This window comes from Dactylosporangium sp. CA-139066 (assembly GCF_050936175.1).
GTDB lineage: Bacteria > Actinomycetota > Actinomycetes > Mycobacteriales > Micromonosporaceae > Dactylosporangium.
The window spans coordinates 2,320,425-2,340,397 of sequence record NZ_JBNJNH010000001.1; the positions used below are offsets into that span (position 1 = coordinate 2,320,425).

Consider the following 19,973-nt stretch of genomic DNA (forward strand, 5'->3'; position numbering starts at 1 on the left):
CGTCGCGGCGCCGGTGTCCACGATGACCCACCGCAGGCAAGGAATCACGGGCTGTGCGCCGGATCCGGCCGCCCGGAGGCGGGTTCCGCCCAACCACCCGACGCGATGTCGGGCGGAACCCGTTGACTCGCAACCGGCCTGCACCCTTCGCGGAACCCGGTTGCCTCCGGGCCGCGCTCAGGCGCCGGCGACCGCGCTCAGGCGCCGGCGACCGCGCTCAGGCGCCGGCGACCGCGCTCAGGCGCCGGCCGGCCGCAGGTAGGTCACCGCCCGCCCGCAGTAGCTCGGCGGCAGCGTGATGACCGGGTTGCGGCAGACCTGGACGTCCACGCGGTCGACGCCCTTGGCGGCGGCGCCGAGCGTGAACGAGAACGTCACCGTGGCGTTGTCGGCGGTGCGGCTCTGCCGGTCCACCTCGGCGCCGCTGAGGTACGCGACGAACGTGACGGTGCTGGAGTACCCGTCGTTGCGGCAGACGGCGCCGGGGTCGACGGGCAGCGGACGGTCGGCGACCTTGCCGCTGACGGCGACCCCGGGCCCCGGCAGCGGCGAGGGCCCGACCTGCCAGCCCAGCGTGCCGGAGCTGGAGCCGTAGTGGCAGCTGTCGCCGGAGTCGGCGGCGAACGCCTGGCTGATCACGGCGGCGTGCGCGGCGCCGGGGAAGGCCAGGGCGGCGGCGGTTGCGGCGGCGGTCAGGATGGCCGCCGAGCGAGCTTTCCTCATGTGCGGTGGTCCTTTCCTCGGGGGGTGTGCCAAAGGAAAACAGACCATCGATACATGTACATAGGCTGCGCGCGCAATACCCACCGCGCGGCGGCGCGAAATTTCAGGGGCGCGGCACGGGCCAACTCGGCGGCGTCTGACGTGCACTAGCTTGTAGGGAGTGAGCATGCAGGTGGCGCAGGCCCGCGCGGTGCGGCATCCGGACGTTCGTCGGGCGTCGGGCCGATGACCGACGACGTCCGGATGCCGCGGGCCGACGCGCGGCGCAACATCGCCGCGATCCTCGACGCGGCGGTGGCCGGCCTGGCCGAAGACCCCGACGCGAGCCTCGGCGACATCGCCCGGGCCGCCGGGGTCGGGCGGGTCACGCTGTACGGGCACTTCAAGAGCCGCGCCGAGCTGCTCGACGCGGTGCTGACCCGCACCATGGCCGAGGCCGACGAGGTGCTCGACGGCGTCGACACCACCGGCGAGCCCGGCGCGGCGCTGGCCCGGCTGGTCGAGGCATCCTGGCAGATCGTGCACCGCTTCCGGGCCGTGCTGCGGGCGGCCGGGCGGGAGCTGCCCCCGGAGCGCCTGCACGGCAGCCACGACAGGGTGCGCCGGCGCATCCAGAGCGTCGTCGAGCGCGGCCGGCGGGCCGGGGCTTTCCGCACCGACCTGCCGGCGAAGTGGCTCACCACGACGGCGATCAGCCTCATGCATGCCGCCGCCGAGGACTGCGCCGCGGGCCGGCTCTCGGCCCGCGACGCGCCCCGCTACATCACCGCCACGGTCCTGGCCGCGCTCACCCCACCCGGCGGGCCGGCGCCGTCCAGAAGCGGGTCATGAGGACGAAGCCGATCGCGTACGGCCCCGCGCCGACGATCTCGAGGACCTCGATGGCCGGCGACGAGGGGCCGAGGCCGAAGATCGCCAGCCCGCCGGTGGTGTAGACGACCGCGCCCGCGGCGAGGAGCAGTCCCGCCCAGCGGGCGCCGTGGCGGGCGTTGAGCAGGCCCAGCAGGATGTACCCCAGCGGAAACAACACCAGCGCCGGCAGCACGATGATGGCCGTGCCCGAGTCGAGGTCGGCCGGGGTGTGCACGAGATCCGGCGCGTACCGAGCGGTCACCGGGTTGCGCGTGCCGTCCACGACGATGAGGCCGAAGTACCAGATCGTGCCGAGCAGGGCGGCGTACACGGCGGTCAGGTCGCGGGGCCGTGCGAGCCGTTCCGCGCCGGCCCAGGCGATCGTGAACAGCCCGATCGCCTGCAGCAGCAGGCCGATCGCCTCCAGGCCGTGCGTCACGCTGTACAGCTGCCCGACCTCGGCGATGTGCATCCCGTCCCGCTTGGGGTGTACGACCACGGCGGCCAGGAACAGCAGCGCGCCCGGGATCGCGGTCGCGCCGGCGACGGCCCGCAGCGGCCGGCCGCCGCCGATAACGTGAACAGTCGAGTTCATGTTGCCCGACGATAGCCCGCGCCCCGGTCTTCCGCTATCTTGAACAATCATGTTTGAGATAACACGGCTCTCGCGGTTCGTGCTGCGTCACCGGCGGGCCGTCGTCCTGGCCTGGCTCGTGCTGCTGGTGGCCGGCGGGGCCGCGGCCGGCCGGTTGTCGGGCCGCCTGTCGCACGATTTCGCGTTCCCCGACACCGCCGCCGACCGGGCCAACCACGCGATCCTGGCCACCTACGGCAACGGCGCCACCGCCTACCCGCTCGTCCCGGTCGTCGTGCTGCCGCCGGCGGTCACGCCCGACGACCCGGCGCTCGGGCGCGCCTTCGCCGCCGCGGCGGCCGACCCGTCGCTGCGCGTCGTGTCGTACTCGACCACCGGCGACCGCCGCTTCATCGGCAAGGACGGCCGGACGATCTTCGGCCTGGTGTTCACGCCCCCGGCGCGGGGCGGCCCGGACTACGCCGCCCGGGTGAGCGCCGCGATGTCGGCCGCCCTGCCGCCGGGCGCGACCGTCAACGTCACCGGCCTCGACGAGCTGTCCACGGTGGACGGGACCGGCTCCGGCACCAGCGTTCTCACCGAGACCCTCATCGGGGCCCTCGGCGCGCTGCTCGTGCTGGCATTCGTCTTCGGCTCGCTGCTGGCCCTCGTGCCGCTGCTCGTGGCCGCCGTGTCTATCCTCACGACGTTCCTCATCGTGCTCGGGCTCACCGCCGTCGCGGACGTGAGCTTCATCGTGCAGTTCCTCGTCGCTTTGATCGGCCTCGGCGTGGCCATCGACTACTCGCTGCTGCTGGTCACCCGGTGGCGCGAGGAGCGGGCGGCCGGTCATCCCAACGAGGAGGCCGTGCACCGGGCGATGGCCAGCGCCGGCCGGGCCGTGCTGCTCAGTGGCCTCACCGTCGCCATCGGCCTGATCGCGCTGGTGGTGCTGCCCGTGCCGTTCATGCGCAGCGTCGGCTACGGCGGCCTCCTCGTGCCCCTGGTCAGCGTCCTCGTCACCCTCACCCTGGTGCCGGTGCTGCTGGCCGCGGCCGGCCCGCGCCTGGAGTGGCCCCGCGCCCGGCGGCCGCGGCCCGGGCGCCCGGCGGGCCGGGCCTGGCGGGCCTGGGCCGGCGGCGTCGTGCGCGCCCGCTGGCTCGCCGCCGCCGGCGCCCTCGCCGTACTCGGCCTGCTGGCCGCGGCCGCGACCGGCATCCGGCTCGGCGACGCCGACAGCGCGGCCCTGGCCCACTCGGCGCGGCCGGCCGCGGCGACCGGGCTGCGCGACCTCACCGCCGCCGGCATTCCGGGCGGCGTCCTGACCCCGATGGAGGTGCTCGCCCCCGGCGGCGCCCGGCCGCCGTCCACACTGGACGACGACCCGGGCGTCTACGCGATCGTCGAGGCCGGCCGCGGACCCACGCTGGTGCTGCCGCGGGACGAGGCGAGCAGCCGGGCCGGCAAGGACACCATCGTCCGCGTCCGCGCGGCGTTCGCCGGCGCGCCGGTCGGGGGACTGGGCGTCCTGCTGTACGACGCCGAACACTCGCTGTACGCGCCGTTCCCGTGGCTGCTCGCGCTCATCGGCGCCGTCACGCTCGTGCTGCTGACCCGGGCGTTCCGCTCGATCCTGCTCGCGGTGAAGGCGGTTGTGCTCAACCTGCTGTCCCTGGCCGCCGGCTACGGGGTGCTCGTCCTCGTCTGGCAGGACGGCCACGGCTCCGCCACCATCTGGAACGTGCCGGCGACCGGCGCCATCACCTTCTGGGTGCCGCTCATGGGCTTCGCGTTCCTCTACGGCCTGTCCATGGACTACGAGGTCTTCATCCTGGCCCGGATGCGCGAGGAGTACGACGCCACCGCCGAGACCCGCACCGCGATCGTCGAGGGCCTGGCCCGCACCGGCCGGCTCGTCACCAGCGCCGCGCTGATCCTGTTCCTCGCGTTCGTGTCGCTGGCCACCGCGCCCAGCACCGACATCAAGATCCTGGCCACGGCGTTGGGCGCGGGCATCCTGCTCGACGCGACCGTCGTACGCAGCCTCCTGGTGCCGGCCACCGTGTCGCTGTTCGGCCGGTGGAACTGGTGGCTGCCCGCCTGGGCGGCCCGGGTGCTCCGGGTCGCGCCGGGCGCCGGGCCGGCTCAGAGCAGCCAGCTGATCGGCGCCTCGGGGTCGGGGTCGTAGCGGCACACGGCGCCGGTGGAGACGCCGCGGCGAGCACGGCCTGGGCCGCGGGCTCCTCGACCCGCACGTAGACCTCGTGCACCCGGGCCGGGATCAGCCCGGGCCGCGCATCGAAGCGCTGCCGGCGGGCGAGCGCAAGCACCGCCTCGGTCGCCGGCGGCAGGTCGCCGGCGGCGAGCGCGAGGTCGGCGGCCTCGGCGCGGCGCCACCCGTCGTCGTTCATGGGCGCAGCAGCTTGACTTCCGCGGCGTGGCGGCGGACGGTCGCCTCGTCCCAGTCCCCGGTGCAGGAAATGGCGATGTCGGTGATCGCCCCGTTTTCGACGTCGGCGCGGAACATGACGTCCGGCGTCACACCTCGTAACCCGCGAACGAACGTCCTGCGGGCCGGGTGCGGACCGGCCCGTTCATCCCCGATGCGCGAAGGAGTGCGCGCCGGGGTGGGTAACGCGGTCCGACCGACGTCTCCTGGAGGTACCGCCATGGACGAGAACCGCGCCGCGCAGTTCGCCGGCCGGGTGCTGGCCGACACGGCCGCCGCCGCGACCGTCGTGCTCGCCGCCCTGGGCGACCGCACCGGCCTGTTCAAGGAGCTGGCCGCCGGCGGCCCGGGCACGAGCGGCGAGCTGGCCGGGCGCACCGGCCTGGCCGAGCGCTACGTGCGGGAGTGGGCCGCGGGCCTGCACGCCGCCGGGTACCTGACCTACGACGAGGCACAGGAGCGCTACGAGCTGCCAGCCGAGCACGTGCCGGCCCTCGCGGCCGAGCCCGGTCCGGCCTTCTTCGGTGGTGTACACCAGGAGCTCATCGGCGCCATCCAGCGCTACGACGACGTGGCCGCCGCCTTCCGCCGCGGCGGCGGGGTCCGCCACGGCGACCTGCACCCCGACGTCGCCGAGGGCACGAGCCGGTTCAGCGCCCACTGGCACCGCAACCTGCTGGTGCAGGTCTGGCTTCCGCTGGTCCCGGCGGCCGAGGCGACGCTGCGCGCCGGCGCCCGCGTCGCCGACGTCGGCTGCGGCACCGGCCAGGCCCTGGTCGAGCTGGCCCGCGCCTACCCCGCGATCACCGCCGTCGGCTACGACGTCTCGCCCGCCGCGGTCGCCGCGGCCCGCGAGTCGGCCGCGGCGGCCGGCGTCGCCGACCGGGTGCGCTTCGAGGTCCGGGACGCCGCGGCCGGCCTGCCGGAGCGGTACGACCTGATCACCACGTTCGACGTCGTCCACGACGCCGCCGACCCGGCCGGCCTGCTCCGCGCGATCCGCGACGCCCTGCGCCCCGGCGGCCGCCACCTCTGCCTGGAGACCAACTGCTCGGAGCGCACCGCCGAGAACGTCGGCCCGGTCGCGGCGCTGCTGTACGGCTTCTCGGTCCTGTACTGCATGACCACCTCCCTCGCCGAGGGCGGCGAGGGCCTGGGCACGCTGGGCCTGCCGGAGCCGGTGCTGTCCCGCCTGGCCGCGCGGGCCGGCTTCGCGCGGGTCCGCCGCGTCGAGATGGACAACCCGTTCAACAGCCTGTACGAGCTGACGCGATGACCCCGCTCAGCCGGCCTTCGAGAGGTAGTCGTCGGTCAGGCTCAGGATGAGGCGGTGGTCGGGGGAGACCGTCTCGGTCCGCGTCGAGGTGTGCAGGAAGAAGTGGGTGCCCGGGACCGGGACGTCGTTCTGGTCGTACACGTGCTCGTAGCGCAGCACCGGGTCGCGCGTGTTGTCCGGGCCGGGCTCGTAGGTCCATCGGCCGTCGCCGTGGAAGGGGCCGCCGTTCTCCGGGCGCGCGGCCGGATCCGAGGAGAGCTGCACGAGCGGGACCGCGGTCGCGACGAAGGTGTGGTCGGCCTTCAGCTCGTAGCGGGCCGCGCTGCTGTAACCCGTCCAGACGCCGACGAGCTCGTCCTCGGGCGGGTCCGCGCGCACCGTGCCGTTGTCGGCGAAGGTGTCGCCGAGCGAGCATCCGGCCCCGAGCACGAGCGCCACGACCAGCGCCACGACCCGCTTCACTGCCGCACCAGCCAATCCTGCCGGCGGTACAGCACGGTGCCGTACTGCGGATACTGATACCGGGTCTTTCCTTGGTACACCAGCGTCCGGGGCGTCTTGACCGGCTCCCCGCCGCCGGCGTTGACGATCTTGTCGAACACGAGCTTGAGCCGGTCGTCCTCCGGCCCGATCGCCCAGACCTGGTCCGCCGTGGGCAGGCCGGCCGCGTAGTGCCATCGCGGTGCCGGGGACGGCCAGGACCAGCAGCGCGAGGGCCAGCACCGAGCCGGCGCGAGCGGTACGTTTCATGACCGCTCACCCTGGCACCGCCGGCGCAACCCCGCCCGGCCCGCAGTGGTGGGCGGGATGAGCTGCCGGTGAACACCAGCGGTGGCGCCGCCGGCCCGTCGTACCCTTGGGCGGGTGAGCGTGGTCCGGCGCGAGGCGCGACGGCGGTGGGCGGTCGTCGCGGCGATGCTCGGCGCGCTCGTGGCGATCCCGCTCGTGGTCGCCTTCGCCCCGGTCGACGCGCCCCGGATCGCGCCGGGCGAGCTGCGCGAGCGGATGCTGGCGGCCGCCGAGGGGCCCTATCAGGGGTACGCCGAGAGCCGCGGCTCCGTGGTGCTGCCCGACCTGCCGCAGCTCGGCGACGCCGCCGCGCTGTTCGGCGGGACCACCAGCCTGCGCGCGTGGCACGCCGGGCCGGACGCCTGGCGGGTGGCGGTCCTCGACCCGGTGGGTGAGAAGGACTACTTCCGCACCGCGTCGGCCGCGTTCACCTGGGACTACGGCCGCAACCTGTGGACGGAGACGGCCGGCGAGCCGGCGGTGCGCCCGCCGCAGGCCTCCGACCTGGTCCCGCCCGAGCTGGCCCGGCGCCTGCTGCGCGACGCCGGGGCCGGCGCGGCCCTGTCGGCCCGGCCCGCCCGGCGGGTCGCCGGGATCGCCGCGCCCGGGCTGCGGGTCGTGCCGGCCGACCCGGAGACGACCATCGGCGCGATCGACGTCTGGGCCGACCCGCGCAGCGGGCTGCCGCTGGAGGTCGACGTGGGCGGCGCGTTCACGACCCGGTTCCTCGAGGTCAGCACCGACCCGCCGGCGGCCGACGTGCTGCAGCCCCGGGCGGCCGGGTCGTCGGGCTTCGCCTCGAGCACCCAGTCGGAGATCACCTCGTCGCTGAACTCGGTCGCCCGGGCCAACCTGCCGGCCACCCTCGCCGGCCGGAACCGGGTGCCGGGGCCGCTCAGCGCTCTCGGCGCCTACGGCGCGGGCCTGTCGCGGTTCTTCGTCGTCGCCGTGCCCGGGCGGCTCGGCGAGCGCACGCTGGCCGCGCTGCGCGACGCCGGCGGCGAGCCGCTCGCCTCCGGCACCGGCTACCTGGTGCGCTCGGCGGTGCTCAACATCGTGGTGACGCGGTCGGGCCGGCGCACGTACCTCGTCGCCGGCTTCGTCGCCGCCGACCGGCTGACCGCGGCCGCGGGGGAGCTGCGGTGATCGAGACGGTACAGGTGACGAAGACCTACGGCCGGGTCCGCGCGGTCGACGGCGTCGACCTGGCCGTGCCCGAGGGGGCCCGCTACGGGCTGCTCGGGCCCAACGGCTCGGGCAAGACCACGCTCATCCGGATGCTGCTCGGGCTCGTCTTCGCCACCAGCGGGGAGATCTCGGTCCTGGGCCGGCCGGTCCCGCGCCGGCTGCACGAGGTGCTGCCCGACGTCGGCGCGCTCGTCGAGGGGCCGGCCGCCTACGGGCACCTGTCGGGCCGGGCCAACCTGCGCCTGCTCGACGCCGCCGGCCGCTCGGTGCGCCGGACCCGCCGCCGCCGCGTCGAGGAGGCCCTGGAGCGGGTCGGGCTCGCCGGGGTCGACGCCCGCCCGGTCCGCGCGTACTCGCTGGGCATGCGCCAGCGGCTGGGGCTGGCCGCGGCGCTGCTGCGCACCCCGCGCCTGCTGATCCTCGACGAGCCGACCAACGGGCTGGACCCGCAGGGCATCCACGAGATCCGGCGGCTGCTGCTGGAGGTCAACGCGGCCGGCACCACGCTGCTGCTGTCCAGCCACCTGCTCGCCGAGGTCGAGCAGGTGTGCACCTGGGTCGGGATCATGGACCGCGGCCGGCTGGTCGGGCAGGACGAACTGGCCGCGCTGCAGGCGCCGACGGGCCGGGTCGTGCTGCGCAGCCCCGACGCCGACCGGGTCGTGGCGCTGCTGGACGGGCGGGTCGCGGACCGCGACGGCGACCGGGTCGCCGTCATCCACCCGGACGCGGCGGCGCTCAACGCGCAGCTGGTCGCGGCGGGGCTGCGGGTCGCCGAGATCGGCGCCGAGCGGCGCACCCTCGAGCAGGTGGTGCTGGCGGCCACCGGCGCCGGCACCGACCGGATGGAGCGGCGATGATCCTTGTCGAGCTGCGCAAGCTGTACCGGCGCCCGCGGACCCTGGTCAGCCTGGCGCTGCTGTGCGCGCTGCCGCTGGCGGTGGCGATCCTGCTGGCCACGACCCGGATCGGCACGGCCGCCGGGCAGGGGCCGGCGTTCCTGTCGGCCGTGCTGGCCAACGGGTCGCTGTTCCCGGCGGCCGCGCTCGCGATCGTGCTGCCGCTGTTCCTGCCGGTCGCGGTGGCGATCGTCGGCGGCGACGCGGTGGCCGGCGAGGCGAGCAGCGGCATGCTGCGCTACCTCGTCGCCCGCCCGGTCGGCCGGACCCGCCTGCTGCTGGCGAAGCTCGTGTCGATGATGGCGTTCGTGCTGGGCGCCGTCGTGGCCGTGGTCGCCAGCGGGTACGTCATCGGCCTGGTCTTCTTCCCGGTCCAGCCCGGCGGCGAGGCGGTCGTCTCGGTCTCCGGCCCGGCGCTGTCGCCGGGGCAGGTGACCCTGCGCATCGGGGCCGCGATGCTCTACGTCGCCCTGTCCATGCTCGGCGTGGGCGCGATCGCGCTGTTCCTGTCCACGGTCAGCGACTCGTCGCTGGGCGCCACGCTGGGCGCGCTCGCCGCGCTGGTGGCCAGCCAGCTGTTCACGGCGCTGGACGCGGCCGCCGCCGTGCGGCCCTACCTGCCGACCCGCTACTGGCTGGCCTGGATCGACTTCTTCCGCGAGCCCGTGCTCTGGCGCGACATCGAGCGCGGCATCGGGATCCAGCTGGTGTACGTCGCGGTCTTCCTCGGCCTGGCCTGGGCGAACTTCGCCACGAAGGACATCACGAGCTGACGGATCAGCAGGGCGGCGCCGGCCCGATCGGGTTGGTGCCGATGGCGTCGAGCACGAGCCCCGTGACGTAGTCGTCGGTCGGCAGGTCGCCGTGGCCGACCGTGCGGCCGGGGCAGGCCTGCTGGATGTCGACGTCGACGGCCCCGGCGAGCCGGGCGGAGTCCGGCGGCACCACGGTCTGGTCCTGCTCGGTCCAGATGCTGAGCCACTGCGGCGGCGTCGGCACCGGCGAGTGCAGCTGCGCCAGCAGCCGGCTGCCCGGCGCGAGCTGCTGGCAGGCGTCCGGGCAGGCCCCGGGCAGCCCGGCCGCGCCGGCCGCGGCGAGGCGGGCACCCTGGTGGGGCGAGCCGAGGGTGACGATCCGGCGGGCCTTGTGCACCCCGTCGTGGCGCTGCACCCACAGCCGGGCGACCACCCCGCCGGCCGAGTAGCCGATCACGTCGACCGACGGCGCCCGGCGCAGGGCCGCGTCCGCCGCCGCGTTGAGCGCGTCGGCCTGCCCGGCCAGGTCACCGGTGCCGCCGTCGGGCAGGGCCACCACGCTCGCCGTCCGGCCGGTCGCGCGGATGGCCGCCGCGAGCCGGTCGAGGCCGTCGGTGCCGCCGCCGTAGCCGGGCACCAGCAGGACGGCGCCGGGCCGGTCCTGGGCCGGCGTGCGGGCCGGCCCGTGGCGCAGGACCGCCCGCAGGGCCACGCCGCCCGCCGCGAGCACCGCGATCGCGGCCAGCACCGCGAACATGACCCGGCGTCGAGGACTCATGCCCCATGTGTACCTCGGGATGCTCCCGCGGTCCGCCGGGCCGGCTCGGCGGGGCGGGCCGCGCGCAGCAGCCGGCTCAGCAGGCGCAGGCCCTGCGGCAGGGTGAGGTGCGGCAGGTACGCGCGGGTGACCGCGTTGCCGATCGTGGGCAGGGCGGCCGGGTCGGGGTAGGCCAGCAGCAGCGGCCGGTGCTCGGGCTGGAACTTCGCCTTGAACGCCAGCAGCGAACGGAACCCGTAGATCGGCTCGAGGGCGCCGCCCAGCCGGTCCAGCAGGTGGGCCAGCCCGCTCGGCGGCGCCGCCGCGGTGCCGCGGGCCAGCGGTGCCCCCGACAGGCTCAGGAACTGCGCGCCCTCCGCCTGGCAGTGCAGCGCGGCGGTGGCGATGAGCAGCTCCATGACGCCGTTGAAGCCGTCGGGGCGGCGGCGCATCAGGTCCAGCGTCCAGCCGACGACGCGGCCCCCGCCGTACACCGGAAGCCAGCTCGTGACGGCGTGCACCCGGCCCTCCCGGTCGACGGCCAGCAGGCAGCGCACCTCGTCGTCGCGCAGCTCGTCCAGCCCGCCGAGGGTGAACCCCATCTCCGGCATGCCCTTGGCGCCGACCCAGGCGTCGGACAGCTCCCGCACCTGCGCGGCGATCTCCGGTGCCGTGTCGTTGAAGCGGCACCAGCGCGCCTCGATCCCGTCGCGCCGGGCCCGGTTGAGCGCGGTGCGCACGTCCTGCCAGGCCCGTCCGCGGAAGGACAGCCCGGCCAGCGGCAGGACCGACTCCTGCGCCACCTGGACCAGGCCCCAGCCGTGTTCGCGCAGCGTTTCCGCGCACTGCTCGGTGATGCCGTAGAAGCACGGCGTCCAGCCGCGCTCCAGGCAGTACCGGCTGTACTCGCCGAGCGCGGGGGCGCGCGCGGCCGGGTCGCCGACCGGCCCGCCGAGGGTCAGGGCGACGGAGGAGATGACGCGGTACGCCAGCATCGTGCGCCCGTCGTCGCTGAACCAGTAGCTGTTGCCGCGCCAGGTGACCATGTAGGACAGCGCGTCCCCGCCGTGCTCGACCAGCAGCCGCCGGGCCCGGTCCGGGTCGCCGCCGGCCGGCGCCGGCTCGTCGCCGAGGTAGGTGCGCGCGATCGCGGTCAGCAGCGCGAGCCACGCCGCCGTGCCGATCCAGCCGTGCAGCACGCGCGCCGGCGCCTCGCGGGGCACGAAGGCGGGCGGGAACAGGTCGAGGTACCCGACCGGCAGCAACCGCAGCGGCAGGTCGGCCAGCAGCTGCCCCGGGGTCGGCGCCGGGTCGAACTGGTGGCGCAGCAGGCAGCCGCCCACGAGGTAGGCCACGGCGGCGAGGGCCGGCCCGCCCGCGCCGAGCAGCCACAGCGCCCGGTACCGCCGCCGCGCCGGCACCAGCGGGAAGTGGCGGCGGCACGCCAGCAGCAGCCCGGCCACGAGCAGCGGCTGGCCCACGGCGGCGAGCACGGACACCGTCTCCGCGAGGTCCCCGGGCGCGCCGGGCCGCGGTACCAGGCCGAAGGCGCGGGCGGCGAGCCCGGCCAGCGCGAGGTTGGTCAGCACGGCGAGCCGCAGCGCGAAGCGGCGCCCGCGCCGCAGGCCCTCGGCGGCGAGCAGCAGCAGCGCGGCCGGCAGGACCGACAGCAGCAGCGGCCCCAGCCCGGCGTCGCGCAGCTGGGCCAGGATCGCGTGGCACTGCTCGGCGAGCTCCTCCGGGTCGCCGCAGGCCGCGTTCGCGTCGGCGAGGGCGGGCGGGAGGGCGAGCACGATGTACCGCAGCGGCGCGAGCGGCCCCTCCGGGCGCGCGATCAGCGTCGCCACGACGGGCCCGACGGCGCCGGCGGCGACCACGAGGGCCAGCTGCACCCGGATCTCGGGCCGGGTCGGCGGCGCGGCGACCGGCGGATCGCCGCGCCGCAGCAGCCGCCCCAGCGCCAGCCCGGCCAGGGCGGCCAGGAACGCGGCGAGGTGGGCCGGCCGCCCGGCGTACAGCAGCAGCATGACGAGCGCGGCGAACGCCACGAGCCGCAGCCGCCGGCGCCAGAGCGGCCCGAGCCGGGCCGTCCCGGCCATGGCGAGCCCGATCGCCGCCGGCGCGGGCCCGACCGCCAGCGGCCCGTCCGGCGCCACCGTGACGATGAGCAGGCCCGCGGCGCCCAGCAGCACGGCTCTCATGACGCGGTGATGCCCATCCGTACGGCGAGCCGGGGCACGGCGACGACCAGCCCCGCGCCCCACACCTCCCACGTGTGCCCGCCCGGCAGCTCCCACCACTGCACCGCCATCCCGGCGCGCTCGCACGCGGCCCGCACGGTGCGCTGCTGCGGCCCGTAGTCCTTGTCGTCCCGCCCGGCGACCACCAGCGCCGCCGTGTCCGGGAAGCGTTGCGCGGCCATGATGTCGAGCGGGTTGACGCGGGTGAAGGCGGCGGCGTCCCCGCCGAAGGCCGCCTTCACGGTGCCGGCCCGGTCGCCCAGGGTCGGCTCGCTCTGGCCGGAGATGTCGAGCAGGGTCGCGTACCGGTCGGGGCGGCGCACGCCGAGCTGCAGGGCGCAGGTGCCGCCGTAGGAGTACCCGCCGACGGCCCAGTGCCGGAAGCTCGGGTCGACGTCGAAGTGTGCCCGGACCCACGCCGGGACGTCCTCGCTGAGGTACGTCTCGGCGTTGCCGAGCCGCGAGTCGAGGCACAGCGGGTTGGCCATCAGGGACCCGAGCGCGTCGGGGATCACCACCAGCGGCGCCAGCCCGTCGTGATCGCGGGCGAAGCGGTCCATCACCTGGTCGACGCGGCCCCCGTCGATCCAGTCGCGCGGGCTGCCCGGCTGCCCGGAGAGCAGGACCAGGACCGGCAGCACGGGGCGCTCGGCGGCGAGGTAGGCCGGCGGGAGGTACACCCAGGCGGGCCGCGCCGCGAAGCCCGACCGCCGGCCCGGAATGGACGCGCTCAGCAGCCGCCCGGCGTCGGCCAGCCGGGCCGGCCGGTGCCACACCTGCGCCAGCGGCCGGTCGGGCCCCGCCTCGACGGTGCGGCGCGCGTGCGGCGCCACGTCGTCGATCCCGATCTGGTTGGCGGGCCGCAGCCCGAGCGCCGAGCGCAGCGTGCCGTACTGCCCGTACAGCGCATTGATCGCGAGCGCCCCGCCGAGCACGGTCGCCGCCGCGGCCAGCACGGCGGTACCGCGGCGCCGCCAGCCCGCCTTCGGCCAGCACACGATCGCCAGCCCCGCGCCGGCGAGCCCGAACGCGACCCAGCCGAGTACCGCGAGCGGCAGGGGATCGGGGAACGGCCGCCAGACGTGGTCGACGCACCACCCGCCGGCCGCGCTGAGGGTCACCGCCGCCCCGCCGGCGACCAGCCCGCGGCGCACCCGCCCGCGGGCCGCCCGGTACAGCAGCCACCCCATCCCGGCCGCGGCCGCGATCCCGGTCGCGATCGGCACCTTGCCGTGCAGCAGCGACCACTCCAGCGGCGCCATCACCGGCGACCGGCCCGCCCGGACGGCACCCCCGGCGACGGCGGTCGCCTGCGGCACTGCCGGTGCCGCCGCGGGTCGGCCCGCAGCCGGTGCCCGTGCAGCTCGGCCACCGTCGAGGCCCGCACGCAGGCCGGCACCGTGTTGTCGGTGCGCACGAGCGCCGGCTGCGGCAGGCTGCCCGCGCCGCCTGCGAGGTCGACCCCCATGCCCAGCGCCACGACGGCCCCGAGCAGCGCCGCTACGGTCCGTGTTCGCATGTCGTCCCCTCGCCCCCGTCGGGAAGTTCTCGTTGATAGACGACACAAGGGCGCCAAACGGTTCCTTCCAGACTCGGGGCGCGGACCGAGCGTTCCGGGACGTGATCCCCGAAATCGTCGTCACGCACGGCGACGGCCGGCCCGGGCCGCGACCGCCGCCGGCGACGAGGGGCCGGCTAGACCAGACCGGCCTGATGCGCGGCGATCGCCGCGTGGACGCGGTCGCGCAGGCCGAGCTTCATGAGCACGCGGGCCACGTGCGTCTTCACCGTCGTCTCGCCGATGAACAGCTCGCGGGCGATCTCGGCGTTGGACAGGCCGTGCCCGAGCAGGCGCAGCACGTCGATCTCGCGGGCGGTCAGCCGGTCGAGCTCGGCGGTGGCCGGCCGGGGCGGCGCGGCGGCGAATTGCCGGATGAGCCGCCGGGTCACCGACGGGGCCAGCAACGAGTCGGCGCCGCGGGCGGCCTGGCGTACCGCCGCGACGATGTCCTCGCCCGGCATGTCCTTGAGCAGGAAGCCCGAGGCGCCGGCGCGCATCGAGTGGTAGACGTACTCGTCCAGGTCGAACGTCGTCAGCATCAGCACGCGCGTGGCCGTGTCCCGCGCGGCGAGCTGCCGCATCGCGGCGAGGCCGTCGACGCCCGGCATCTGCACGTCGAGCAGCAGCACGTCCGGCCGGTGGGCCGCGACGAGGGCGACCGCCTCGGCGCCGTCGGCCGCCTCCGCCACGACCGCGATGTCGGCCTCGCCCTCGAGGATCATCCGGAGCCCGCCGCGCACCAGTGGCTGGTCGTCGGCGATCGCGACGCGGATCATGCCCGGGCCTGCGCGTCCGCCGGCGCGGGCAGCGGCAGCACGGCGCGCACCTCGAAGCCGCCGTCGGCGCGGGGGCCCCAGCTCACGCGGCCGCCGGCGGCGGTGACTCGCTCGCGGATGCCGGCCAGCCCGCGACCCATCACGGGGCCGCTGCCCGGCCGGTCCGGGGCCGAGTTGGTGACGCGCACGCTGACCTGCTCGCCGTCGCGGCGCACCGCGACCGTGGCCCGCGAGCCGGGTCCGTGGCGCAGCACGTTGGTGAGCGCCTCCTGGATGACCCGCAGTGCGACGGCGCGCTGCGGCGGGGCCAGGGCGGCCAGGTCCGTCACGTCCGTGTCGAGCGGGAGGCCCGTGGCGCGGGTCTGCTCGATGATCGCGACGAGGTCCGGCTCGGCGTCGGTGGGCTCCAGCGCGGCGAGGCCATCGCGCGCCGCCGCGGCGATCGTGTGCATCACGGCGGGCACCCGGGCCGGGTCGGTGGCCGACAGCCGCCGGGCGGCGCCGGCCTGCAGCGCGACGACCGTGAGGCTGTGGCCGATCACGTCGTGCAGCTCGCGGGCCAGGCGGACCCGCTCGCTGACGACCGCCCGGCGGGCCGCCGCGGCCTCCTGCCCGGCGAGGATCTCGTTGTTGGCCCGGGTCTGCTCGACCAGCCGGTTCATCTCGTTGACCGCGAGGCCGCCGAGCCAGAACACCAGCACGGCCGCCTCGTCGCCGAGGATCTCGGGGTTGGCCGCCGTGGCGGCGTGGCCGGCCCAGCACACGACGAGGCCCACCGCCGCCATCCGCCGCCGCGACAGGGCACCGGCCAGGAACGACGTGACGAACACGAGCCCGGCCTCCGACAGGGTTTCGACGAGCGGCGCGCCGAGGCGGGAGTACGCCGCGGCGGCCAGCCAGGCCAGCGCGGCCGCGGGCACCGGCCACCGCCAGCCCACCACCAGCGGCAGCCCGACGGCGACGCTCGCGAGCACGGCGACCCACCCGGCCGCGGGGACGGCCAGGACCCCGACCGACTCCGCGGCGAGGCCGGCCGCGATCGCGCCCGCGGCGAGCACCACCCAGGGCTGGGCGGCGGCCCGCAGCGCCGGCAGGTGGTCGGCGACGGGCGGCGCTGCGGGTCCGGCCTCGCCGGCCGGCGCGCTCAGCGCGACCACCTCCTCGCGGGTGCGGGTGAGCAGCTCCCGGGCGCCGGCCTCGACCGCGGCCGGGTCCGCGCCGGACTCGGCCCCGTCGGACAGGGCGCGCAGGCCGTGCAGCAGCGTCGGCCGGAGCCGCTCCAGCATGTGCAGGCGCTCGGCCAGCACCGCCGAGCGCGCGTTGGCCCGCTGCTCGCGCTCGATCCGCCCGCGCTGCTCGCGCAGCACCGCCAGCCGCGCCCGCCGGGCCCGCACCGTCCGGCCCCGGCGGGACGAGCACCGTTCGCCCGCCGGGGCGACGATCCGGCCGCCGCCGCTGCCTACCGTCCTGGGCCATGACCACTACCACGGTAAACGCCACCGGCTCCCGTTCCGCCGACGCGAGGCTGGTCCGCGTCGACCAGGTCGCGCTCGGCATCGGTATCCTCACGCTGATCCTGTTCGCGATCGTCGCCACGTTCTTCACCACCGTCGACGGCGGCGTATTCAAGTACGCCGCCGACTACTGGTACACCGCCGCCGGCGTGCCGATCGCGATCGTCGGCATCGTGCATGCATTCGCGGTACACCGGCTGCAGCACGGCCGGGACGGAGCGCTCGGCGCCGTCGGCACCTGGCTCAACGCGGCCGCCTGCGCGGAGCTGGGCGTCCAGTGCGCCGCCTCGGTCCTCGCCGGCGAGGAGCTGCGCTGGGGCCCCACGTACGTGCTCTGCTCCTTCCTCACGCTCATCGCGCTCGGGCTGCTCGCGGCCGGCTCGTGGCGCTCGGGCCTGGTGCCGCGGTGGATGCTCGGGCTCTGGCCCGTGGTGTGGCTGCTCGGGTCGTTCTTCGCCATCGGGCCGGGCCCGCTGCTGCTGGTCGCGCTGTACGTCGCGTTCATGATCGTGCTCCCGCGCCGGGCCGCGGCGTAGCGCCGCCTCGCGGGCGGGCATTGACAGATCAGACGGGTGAACTGCACCCAGTGCGCGACGCAGTGGGGCGACTCGCTCGGGGAGTTCCAGGTCGTACGGCACCTGACCCGCGGCTGACCCGCGGCAGTGGGCCCGCCGCACCCGGCGGCGGGCCCGTGCCTCGGGGTTGTCCCACCGCGGGGTCGGGGGGAAGCCCCCGATGGAAATAGGGGGACTTCCGGATCGATTCGGTAGATCAGCTGTTGAAGACTCATCGCATGTCAGAGAGGCCCAGGTTCAGCATCGTCATCCCGTGCTTCAACGAGGCCGACTACGTCACCGACGCGCTCCTGTCGCTGCGCAAGCAGGACTTCGACGGGGAGTACGAGGTGATCGTCGTCGACAACAACTGCACGGACGACACCGCGGGCATCGCTCGCGACCTCGGGGCGCGCGTCGTGGCCGAGCCGGTGCCCGGCGTGTGCAACGCCCGGCAGCGGGGGACGGAGGCGGCGCTCGGGGAGATCGTCGTCTCGGCCGACGCCGACACGGTCTACGGCAAGGACTGGCTCAGCCGCATCGACGCGCGGTTCCGCGCCGACGAGCGCATCGTGGCCGTCGTGGGGCCCTGCCGGTACGCCGACGGGCCGCGCTGGGGCCAGGTGTACGCCCGGGCGCTGTTCGGTGCGGTCAACGGCGCCTACCGGATGACCGGCCGCGCGGTGTACGCCAGCGCGACCAACATCGCCTTCCGCCGCGAGGCCTGGACGGGCTACGACACCACCCTCACGCAGGGCGGCGACGAGCTCGACCAGCTGCGCCGGCTGCGGCAGCAGGGCCGGGTCGTCTACGACCACGGCAACCCGACCTACACCTCCGGCCGGCGCCTCGCCCGCGGGTTCGCGTACAACGTCTTCGTGAGCCTTTCGGTGCACTACCTGCTGACCTACGCGGTGAACCGCGTCGCGGGACGCCGCGTACTCGGGTCCGCCCCGGCGTTCCGTGAGGCGGCGCGATGACCGTCCTGGCCGGGCTGCTGGCGCTGGCGGCCGCGCTCGCCTTCGCGTACTGGCTGCTGATGTCGCCCTTCGCGCCGACCGCGCGCGACTACCCGTACCGCGGCCCGGACTCCGAACGCGTCGTCGCACTGACGTTCGACGACGGCCCGAACGAGCCGTACACCTCGCAGATCCTCGACATCCTCGCCGAGCACGAGGTCCGGGCGACGTTCTTCCACGTCGGGCAGTGCGTCGAGCGTCACCCTGACGTCGCCGTGCGCGCGGTCGGCGCCGGGCACGTCGTGGGCAACCACTCGCTGACCCACCGGTTCGGCACCTACCTGCGGCCGCGGGCGTTCGAGCGCGAGGTCGAGCAGAGCCAGCGGATCCTGGCCCGGGTCCTCGGCCGGACGCCGGCGCTGGCCCGCACCCCGTGGCTGTGGCGCCGGCCGTCCCTGCTGCGGATGCTGCGCCGCGACGGCCTGCACCCCGTGGCCGGCGAGTTCGGCCACGCGTTCGAGGTGTTCCAGCCCTCGGGCGTGCGGATGGCCCGCCGCGCCGTCGCCAAGACGCGGCCGGGCTCGATCCTCATCTTCCACGACGGCTTCGACAGCCGCGGCGGCAACCGCGCCGAGACGGTCGTCGCCGTGCGCGAGACGATCCGGGGCCTGCTGGCGCGGGGCTACCGCTTCGTCACGGTCGACGAGCTGCTCGGCGTCCCCGCGTACCAGGCGTAGGCGGCGGTCAGGCGACGATCGCCTGGCCGCCGCAGAACACGTTGGTCGGGTCGTAGGCGTGCTTGACCCGAAGAAGCCGGTCCCGGTCGGCCGGCGCCCAGTTGGCCAGGAGCGCCTCCGGCGCCGCTTCGCCCGAGAAGTTGAGCAGGCCGCTCGGCAGCCGGTCCACCGTGAGCACCCGGTCGATCGCGGCGTCCACCACCGGAACCAGATCCGGCAGGCCGAGGCCGATCGCGAACAGGGAGTACTGCGCGCCGCGGCCGCTCACGGCGTTGGGGACGGCCGGCGTCCGCGCGAACGCGCCGCCCAGGTGGCGCAGCTCCACCATGGCCAGCGGTACGTCCACCGCCGGCCCGGCCGCGTCGAGCACCCGGTCCACGGTCGCGGCGGTGAGCTCGCCGAGCAGCACGCCGCGCTCGCGCGAGGGCATCGGGTCGACCGGGTCGCGGTGCACGGCGTCGACGGCCGCGTACGGCAGCCGCGACACGTCGTCGATCAGCGCCGGCGCGACGGCCCGCATCGGCGCCAGCAGCGCCGCGCCGTCCTCGTCCGAGCCCAGGTAGGCCACCCGCAGGTGCACCACGAACGCCCCGCGCAGCGGCTCGGGCAGCTCGGGCAGCGGGGGCAGGCGCAGCAGCGCCACCGAGGTGCTCATCTCCTCCGGCAGGCCGGCCGACCAGGTGCGGTACGCGTGCAGGAGCTCGGCGGCGTGGGTGCCCGGGAAGTAGATGCCGCCGCCCCAGAACCCGTCGACCTCGAACAGGTCGAACTCGATCGCGGTGACGATGCCGAAGTTGCCCTTGCCGCCGCGCACCGCCCAGAACAGGTCCGCCTCGCGGTCGGCGTCGATGGTGCGCAGCGCGCCGTCGGCGGTGACGATCTCGATGGAGCGGACGTGGTCGGCGGCGAAGCCGAAGCGGCGCCCGAGCGGGCCGGCGCCGCCGCCCAGGGTGTACCCCACCACGCCCACCTGCGACGAGGAGCCGTTGAGCGGGGCCAGGCCGTGCGGCGCGGCCGCCTCGATCACCTGCGACCAGCGCACGCCCGCGGCGGCGCGGGCCCGGCGGGTGAGCGGGTCGACCGACACGTCGCGCATCCGGCTCGTGGTGATGAGCACACCGCCGGTGGCCGGGCGCACCGCGCCGTGCCCGGTGGCCTGCACGAAGACCGGCAGGCCCTGCGTGCCGGCCCAGCGCACGGCGGCCGCGACGTCCTGCGGCCCGGTGGCGCCGACGACGACCAGCGGCTCGTGGGTGGTGGCGACGTTCCAGGCGGCGATCTCGGCCGCGAAGCCCTCGTCGCCGGGAACGAACACGGGACCGGCGATCGCCGGCAGAGAGTTCAGTGAGATGGTCATGCGGTCACCGTGC

General features: G+C 75.9%; 21 protein-coding genes. 9 read left to right on the forward strand and 12 right to left on the reverse strand.

What is annotated here, in order from left to right:
* Positions 1-237 precede the first annotated feature (237 nt).
* Positions 238-723, reverse strand: coding sequence for a hypothetical protein (locus ACQEVU_RS10585; protein ID WP_433322539.1), 486 nt, complete (start codon positions 721-723; stop codon positions 238-240).
* A gap of 225 nt (positions 724-948) precedes the next feature.
* Here ACQEVU_RS10585 and ACQEVU_RS10590 point away from each other — a divergent pair, with 225 nt between their 5' ends.
* Positions 949-1,554 (forward strand): TetR/AcrR family transcriptional regulator, encoded by a 606-nt coding sequence (locus ACQEVU_RS10590; RefSeq protein WP_433322540.1) that lies wholly within the window; start codon positions 949-951, stop codon positions 1,552-1,554.
* On the opposite strand, the gene ACQEVU_RS10595 is transcribed toward ACQEVU_RS10590, so the two are convergent.
* Entirely contained in the window at positions 1,511-2,170 is a 660-nt protein-coding gene (locus tag ACQEVU_RS10595) for a hypothetical protein (RefSeq protein ID WP_433322541.1), read from the reverse strand. The two genes, ACQEVU_RS10590 and ACQEVU_RS10595, sit on opposite strands and share 44 nt — an antisense overlap.
* A 49-nt stretch (positions 2,171-2,219) precedes the next feature.
* On the opposite strand from ACQEVU_RS10595, the gene ACQEVU_RS10600 reads away from it, so the two are divergent.
* Positions 2,220-4,337: an MMPL family transporter gene (locus ACQEVU_RS10600; protein ID WP_433322542.1), complete on the forward strand. Its 2,118-nt coding sequence runs from the start codon at positions 2,220-2,222 to the stop codon at positions 4,335-4,337.
* A 219-nt stretch (positions 4,338-4,556) separates the two neighbouring features.
* Here the strand turns inward: ACQEVU_RS10600 and ACQEVU_RS10605 are convergent, their stop codons facing one another.
* Positions 4,557-4,691 carry a hypothetical protein gene (locus ACQEVU_RS10605; RefSeq protein ID WP_433322543.1) on the reverse strand — a complete coding sequence of 45 codons (135 nt, stop codon included), beginning with the start codon at positions 4,689-4,691 and terminating at the stop codon, positions 4,557-4,559.
* Between the two features lie 127 nt (positions 4,692-4,818).
* On the opposite strand from ACQEVU_RS10605, the gene ACQEVU_RS10610 reads away from it, so the two are divergent.
* The gene (locus ACQEVU_RS10610; RefSeq protein WP_433322544.1) at positions 4,819-5,874 is read left to right on the forward strand and encodes a class I SAM-dependent methyltransferase; all 1,056 of its coding nucleotides are present in this window, start codon (positions 4,819-4,821) and stop codon (positions 5,872-5,874) included.
* A 6-nt stretch (positions 5,875-5,880) separates the two neighbouring features.
* Here the strand turns inward: ACQEVU_RS10610 and ACQEVU_RS10615 are convergent, their stop codons facing one another.
* Both ACQEVU_RS10615 and ACQEVU_RS10620 read right to left on the reverse strand, forming a co-directional pair.
* Positions 5,881-6,336, reverse strand: a complete 456-nt coding sequence (locus tag ACQEVU_RS10615) for a hypothetical protein (RefSeq protein WP_433322545.1) — start codon at positions 6,334-6,336, stop codon at positions 5,881-5,883.
* Positions 6,333-6,476: a hypothetical protein gene (locus tag ACQEVU_RS10620; protein ID WP_433322546.1), complete on the reverse strand. Its 144-nt coding sequence runs from the start codon at positions 6,474-6,476 to the stop codon at positions 6,333-6,335. Before ACQEVU_RS10620 ends, ACQEVU_RS10615 begins: the two co-directional genes overlap by 4 nt.
* 262 nt (positions 6,477-6,738) lie before the next feature.
* Here ACQEVU_RS10620 and ACQEVU_RS10625 point away from each other — a divergent pair, with 262 nt between their 5' ends.
* The 3 genes from ACQEVU_RS10625 to ACQEVU_RS10635 are packed head-to-tail and all read left to right on the forward strand — an operon-like array spanning position 6,739 to position 9,523.
* The gene (locus tag ACQEVU_RS10625) at positions 6,739-7,809 is read left to right on the forward strand and encodes a hypothetical protein (protein ID WP_433322547.1); all 1,071 of its coding nucleotides are present in this window, start codon (positions 6,739-6,741) and stop codon (positions 7,807-7,809) included.
* Positions 7,806-8,711, forward strand: a complete 906-nt coding sequence (locus tag ACQEVU_RS10630) for an ABC transporter ATP-binding protein (RefSeq protein WP_433322548.1) — start codon at positions 7,806-7,808, stop codon at positions 8,709-8,711. The genes ACQEVU_RS10625 and ACQEVU_RS10630 overlap by 4 nt, the downstream gene beginning before the upstream one ends.
* Positions 8,708-9,523, forward strand: a complete 816-nt coding sequence (locus tag ACQEVU_RS10635; RefSeq protein ID WP_433322549.1) for an ABC transporter permease — start codon at positions 8,708-8,710, stop codon at positions 9,521-9,523. The genes ACQEVU_RS10630 and ACQEVU_RS10635 overlap by 4 nt, the downstream gene beginning before the upstream one ends.
* 4 nt (positions 9,524-9,527) lie before the next feature.
* Here ACQEVU_RS10635 and ACQEVU_RS10640 read toward each other — a convergent pair whose 3' ends face one another.
* From ACQEVU_RS10640 to ACQEVU_RS10665, 6 genes are all read right to left on the reverse strand, one after another.
* Positions 9,528-10,283 carry an esterase/lipase family protein gene (locus ACQEVU_RS10640; protein ID WP_433322550.1) on the reverse strand — a complete coding sequence of 252 codons (756 nt, stop codon included), beginning with the start codon at positions 10,281-10,283 and terminating at the stop codon, positions 9,528-9,530.
* The gene (locus ACQEVU_RS10645) at positions 10,280-12,463 is read right to left on the reverse strand and encodes a bifunctional lysylphosphatidylglycerol flippase/synthetase MprF (RefSeq protein ID WP_433322551.1); all 2,184 of its coding nucleotides are present in this window, start codon (positions 12,461-12,463) and stop codon (positions 10,280-10,282) included. Before ACQEVU_RS10645 ends, ACQEVU_RS10640 begins: the two co-directional genes overlap by 4 nt.
* Positions 12,460-13,764 (reverse strand): alpha/beta hydrolase, encoded by a 1,305-nt coding sequence (locus ACQEVU_RS10650; RefSeq protein WP_433322552.1) that lies wholly within the window; start codon positions 13,762-13,764, stop codon positions 12,460-12,462. Before ACQEVU_RS10650 ends, ACQEVU_RS10645 begins: the two co-directional genes overlap by 4 nt.
* The gene (locus ACQEVU_RS10655; RefSeq protein ID WP_433322554.1) at positions 13,764-14,021 is read right to left on the reverse strand and encodes a hypothetical protein; all 258 of its coding nucleotides are present in this window, start codon (positions 14,019-14,021) and stop codon (positions 13,764-13,766) included. The genes ACQEVU_RS10650 and ACQEVU_RS10655 overlap by 1 nt, the downstream gene beginning before the upstream one ends.
* 176 nt (positions 14,022-14,197) lie before the next feature.
* Positions 14,198-14,839 carry a response regulator gene (locus ACQEVU_RS10660; RefSeq protein ID WP_433322555.1) on the reverse strand — a complete coding sequence of 214 codons (642 nt, stop codon included), beginning with the start codon at positions 14,837-14,839 and terminating at the stop codon, positions 14,198-14,200.
* The gene (locus tag ACQEVU_RS10665) at positions 14,836-16,233 is read right to left on the reverse strand and encodes a sensor histidine kinase (protein WP_433322556.1); all 1,398 of its coding nucleotides are present in this window, start codon (positions 16,231-16,233) and stop codon (positions 14,836-14,838) included. Before ACQEVU_RS10665 ends, ACQEVU_RS10660 begins: the two co-directional genes overlap by 4 nt.
* A gap of 80 nt (positions 16,234-16,313) precedes the next feature.
* Between ACQEVU_RS10665 and ACQEVU_RS10670 the strand changes: the two genes are divergently transcribed.
* The 3 genes from ACQEVU_RS10670 to ACQEVU_RS10680 all read left to right on the forward strand — a co-directional run bounded on the left by ACQEVU_RS10670 (position 16,314) and on the right by ACQEVU_RS10680 (position 18,603).
* Positions 16,314-16,889: a hypothetical protein gene (locus tag ACQEVU_RS10670; RefSeq protein ID WP_433322557.1), complete on the forward strand. Its 576-nt coding sequence runs from the start codon at positions 16,314-16,316 to the stop codon at positions 16,887-16,889.
* A 257-nt stretch (positions 16,890-17,146) separates the two neighbouring features.
* Positions 17,147-17,887 carry a glycosyltransferase gene (locus tag ACQEVU_RS10675; RefSeq protein ID WP_433322558.1) on the forward strand — a complete coding sequence of 247 codons (741 nt, stop codon included), beginning with the start codon at positions 17,147-17,149 and terminating at the stop codon, positions 17,885-17,887.
* Entirely contained in the window at positions 17,884-18,603 is a 720-nt protein-coding gene (locus ACQEVU_RS10680) for a polysaccharide deacetylase family protein (RefSeq protein ID WP_433322559.1), read from the forward strand. Before ACQEVU_RS10675 ends, ACQEVU_RS10680 begins: the two co-directional genes overlap by 4 nt.
* A 7-nt stretch (positions 18,604-18,610) precedes the next feature.
* Here the strand turns inward: ACQEVU_RS10680 and ACQEVU_RS10685 are convergent, their stop codons facing one another.
* Positions 18,611-19,960 carry an FAD-binding oxidoreductase gene (locus tag ACQEVU_RS10685; protein WP_433322560.1) on the reverse strand — a complete coding sequence of 450 codons (1,350 nt, stop codon included), beginning with the start codon at positions 19,958-19,960 and terminating at the stop codon, positions 18,611-18,613.
* Between the last annotated feature and the right edge of the window lie 13 nt (positions 19,961-19,973).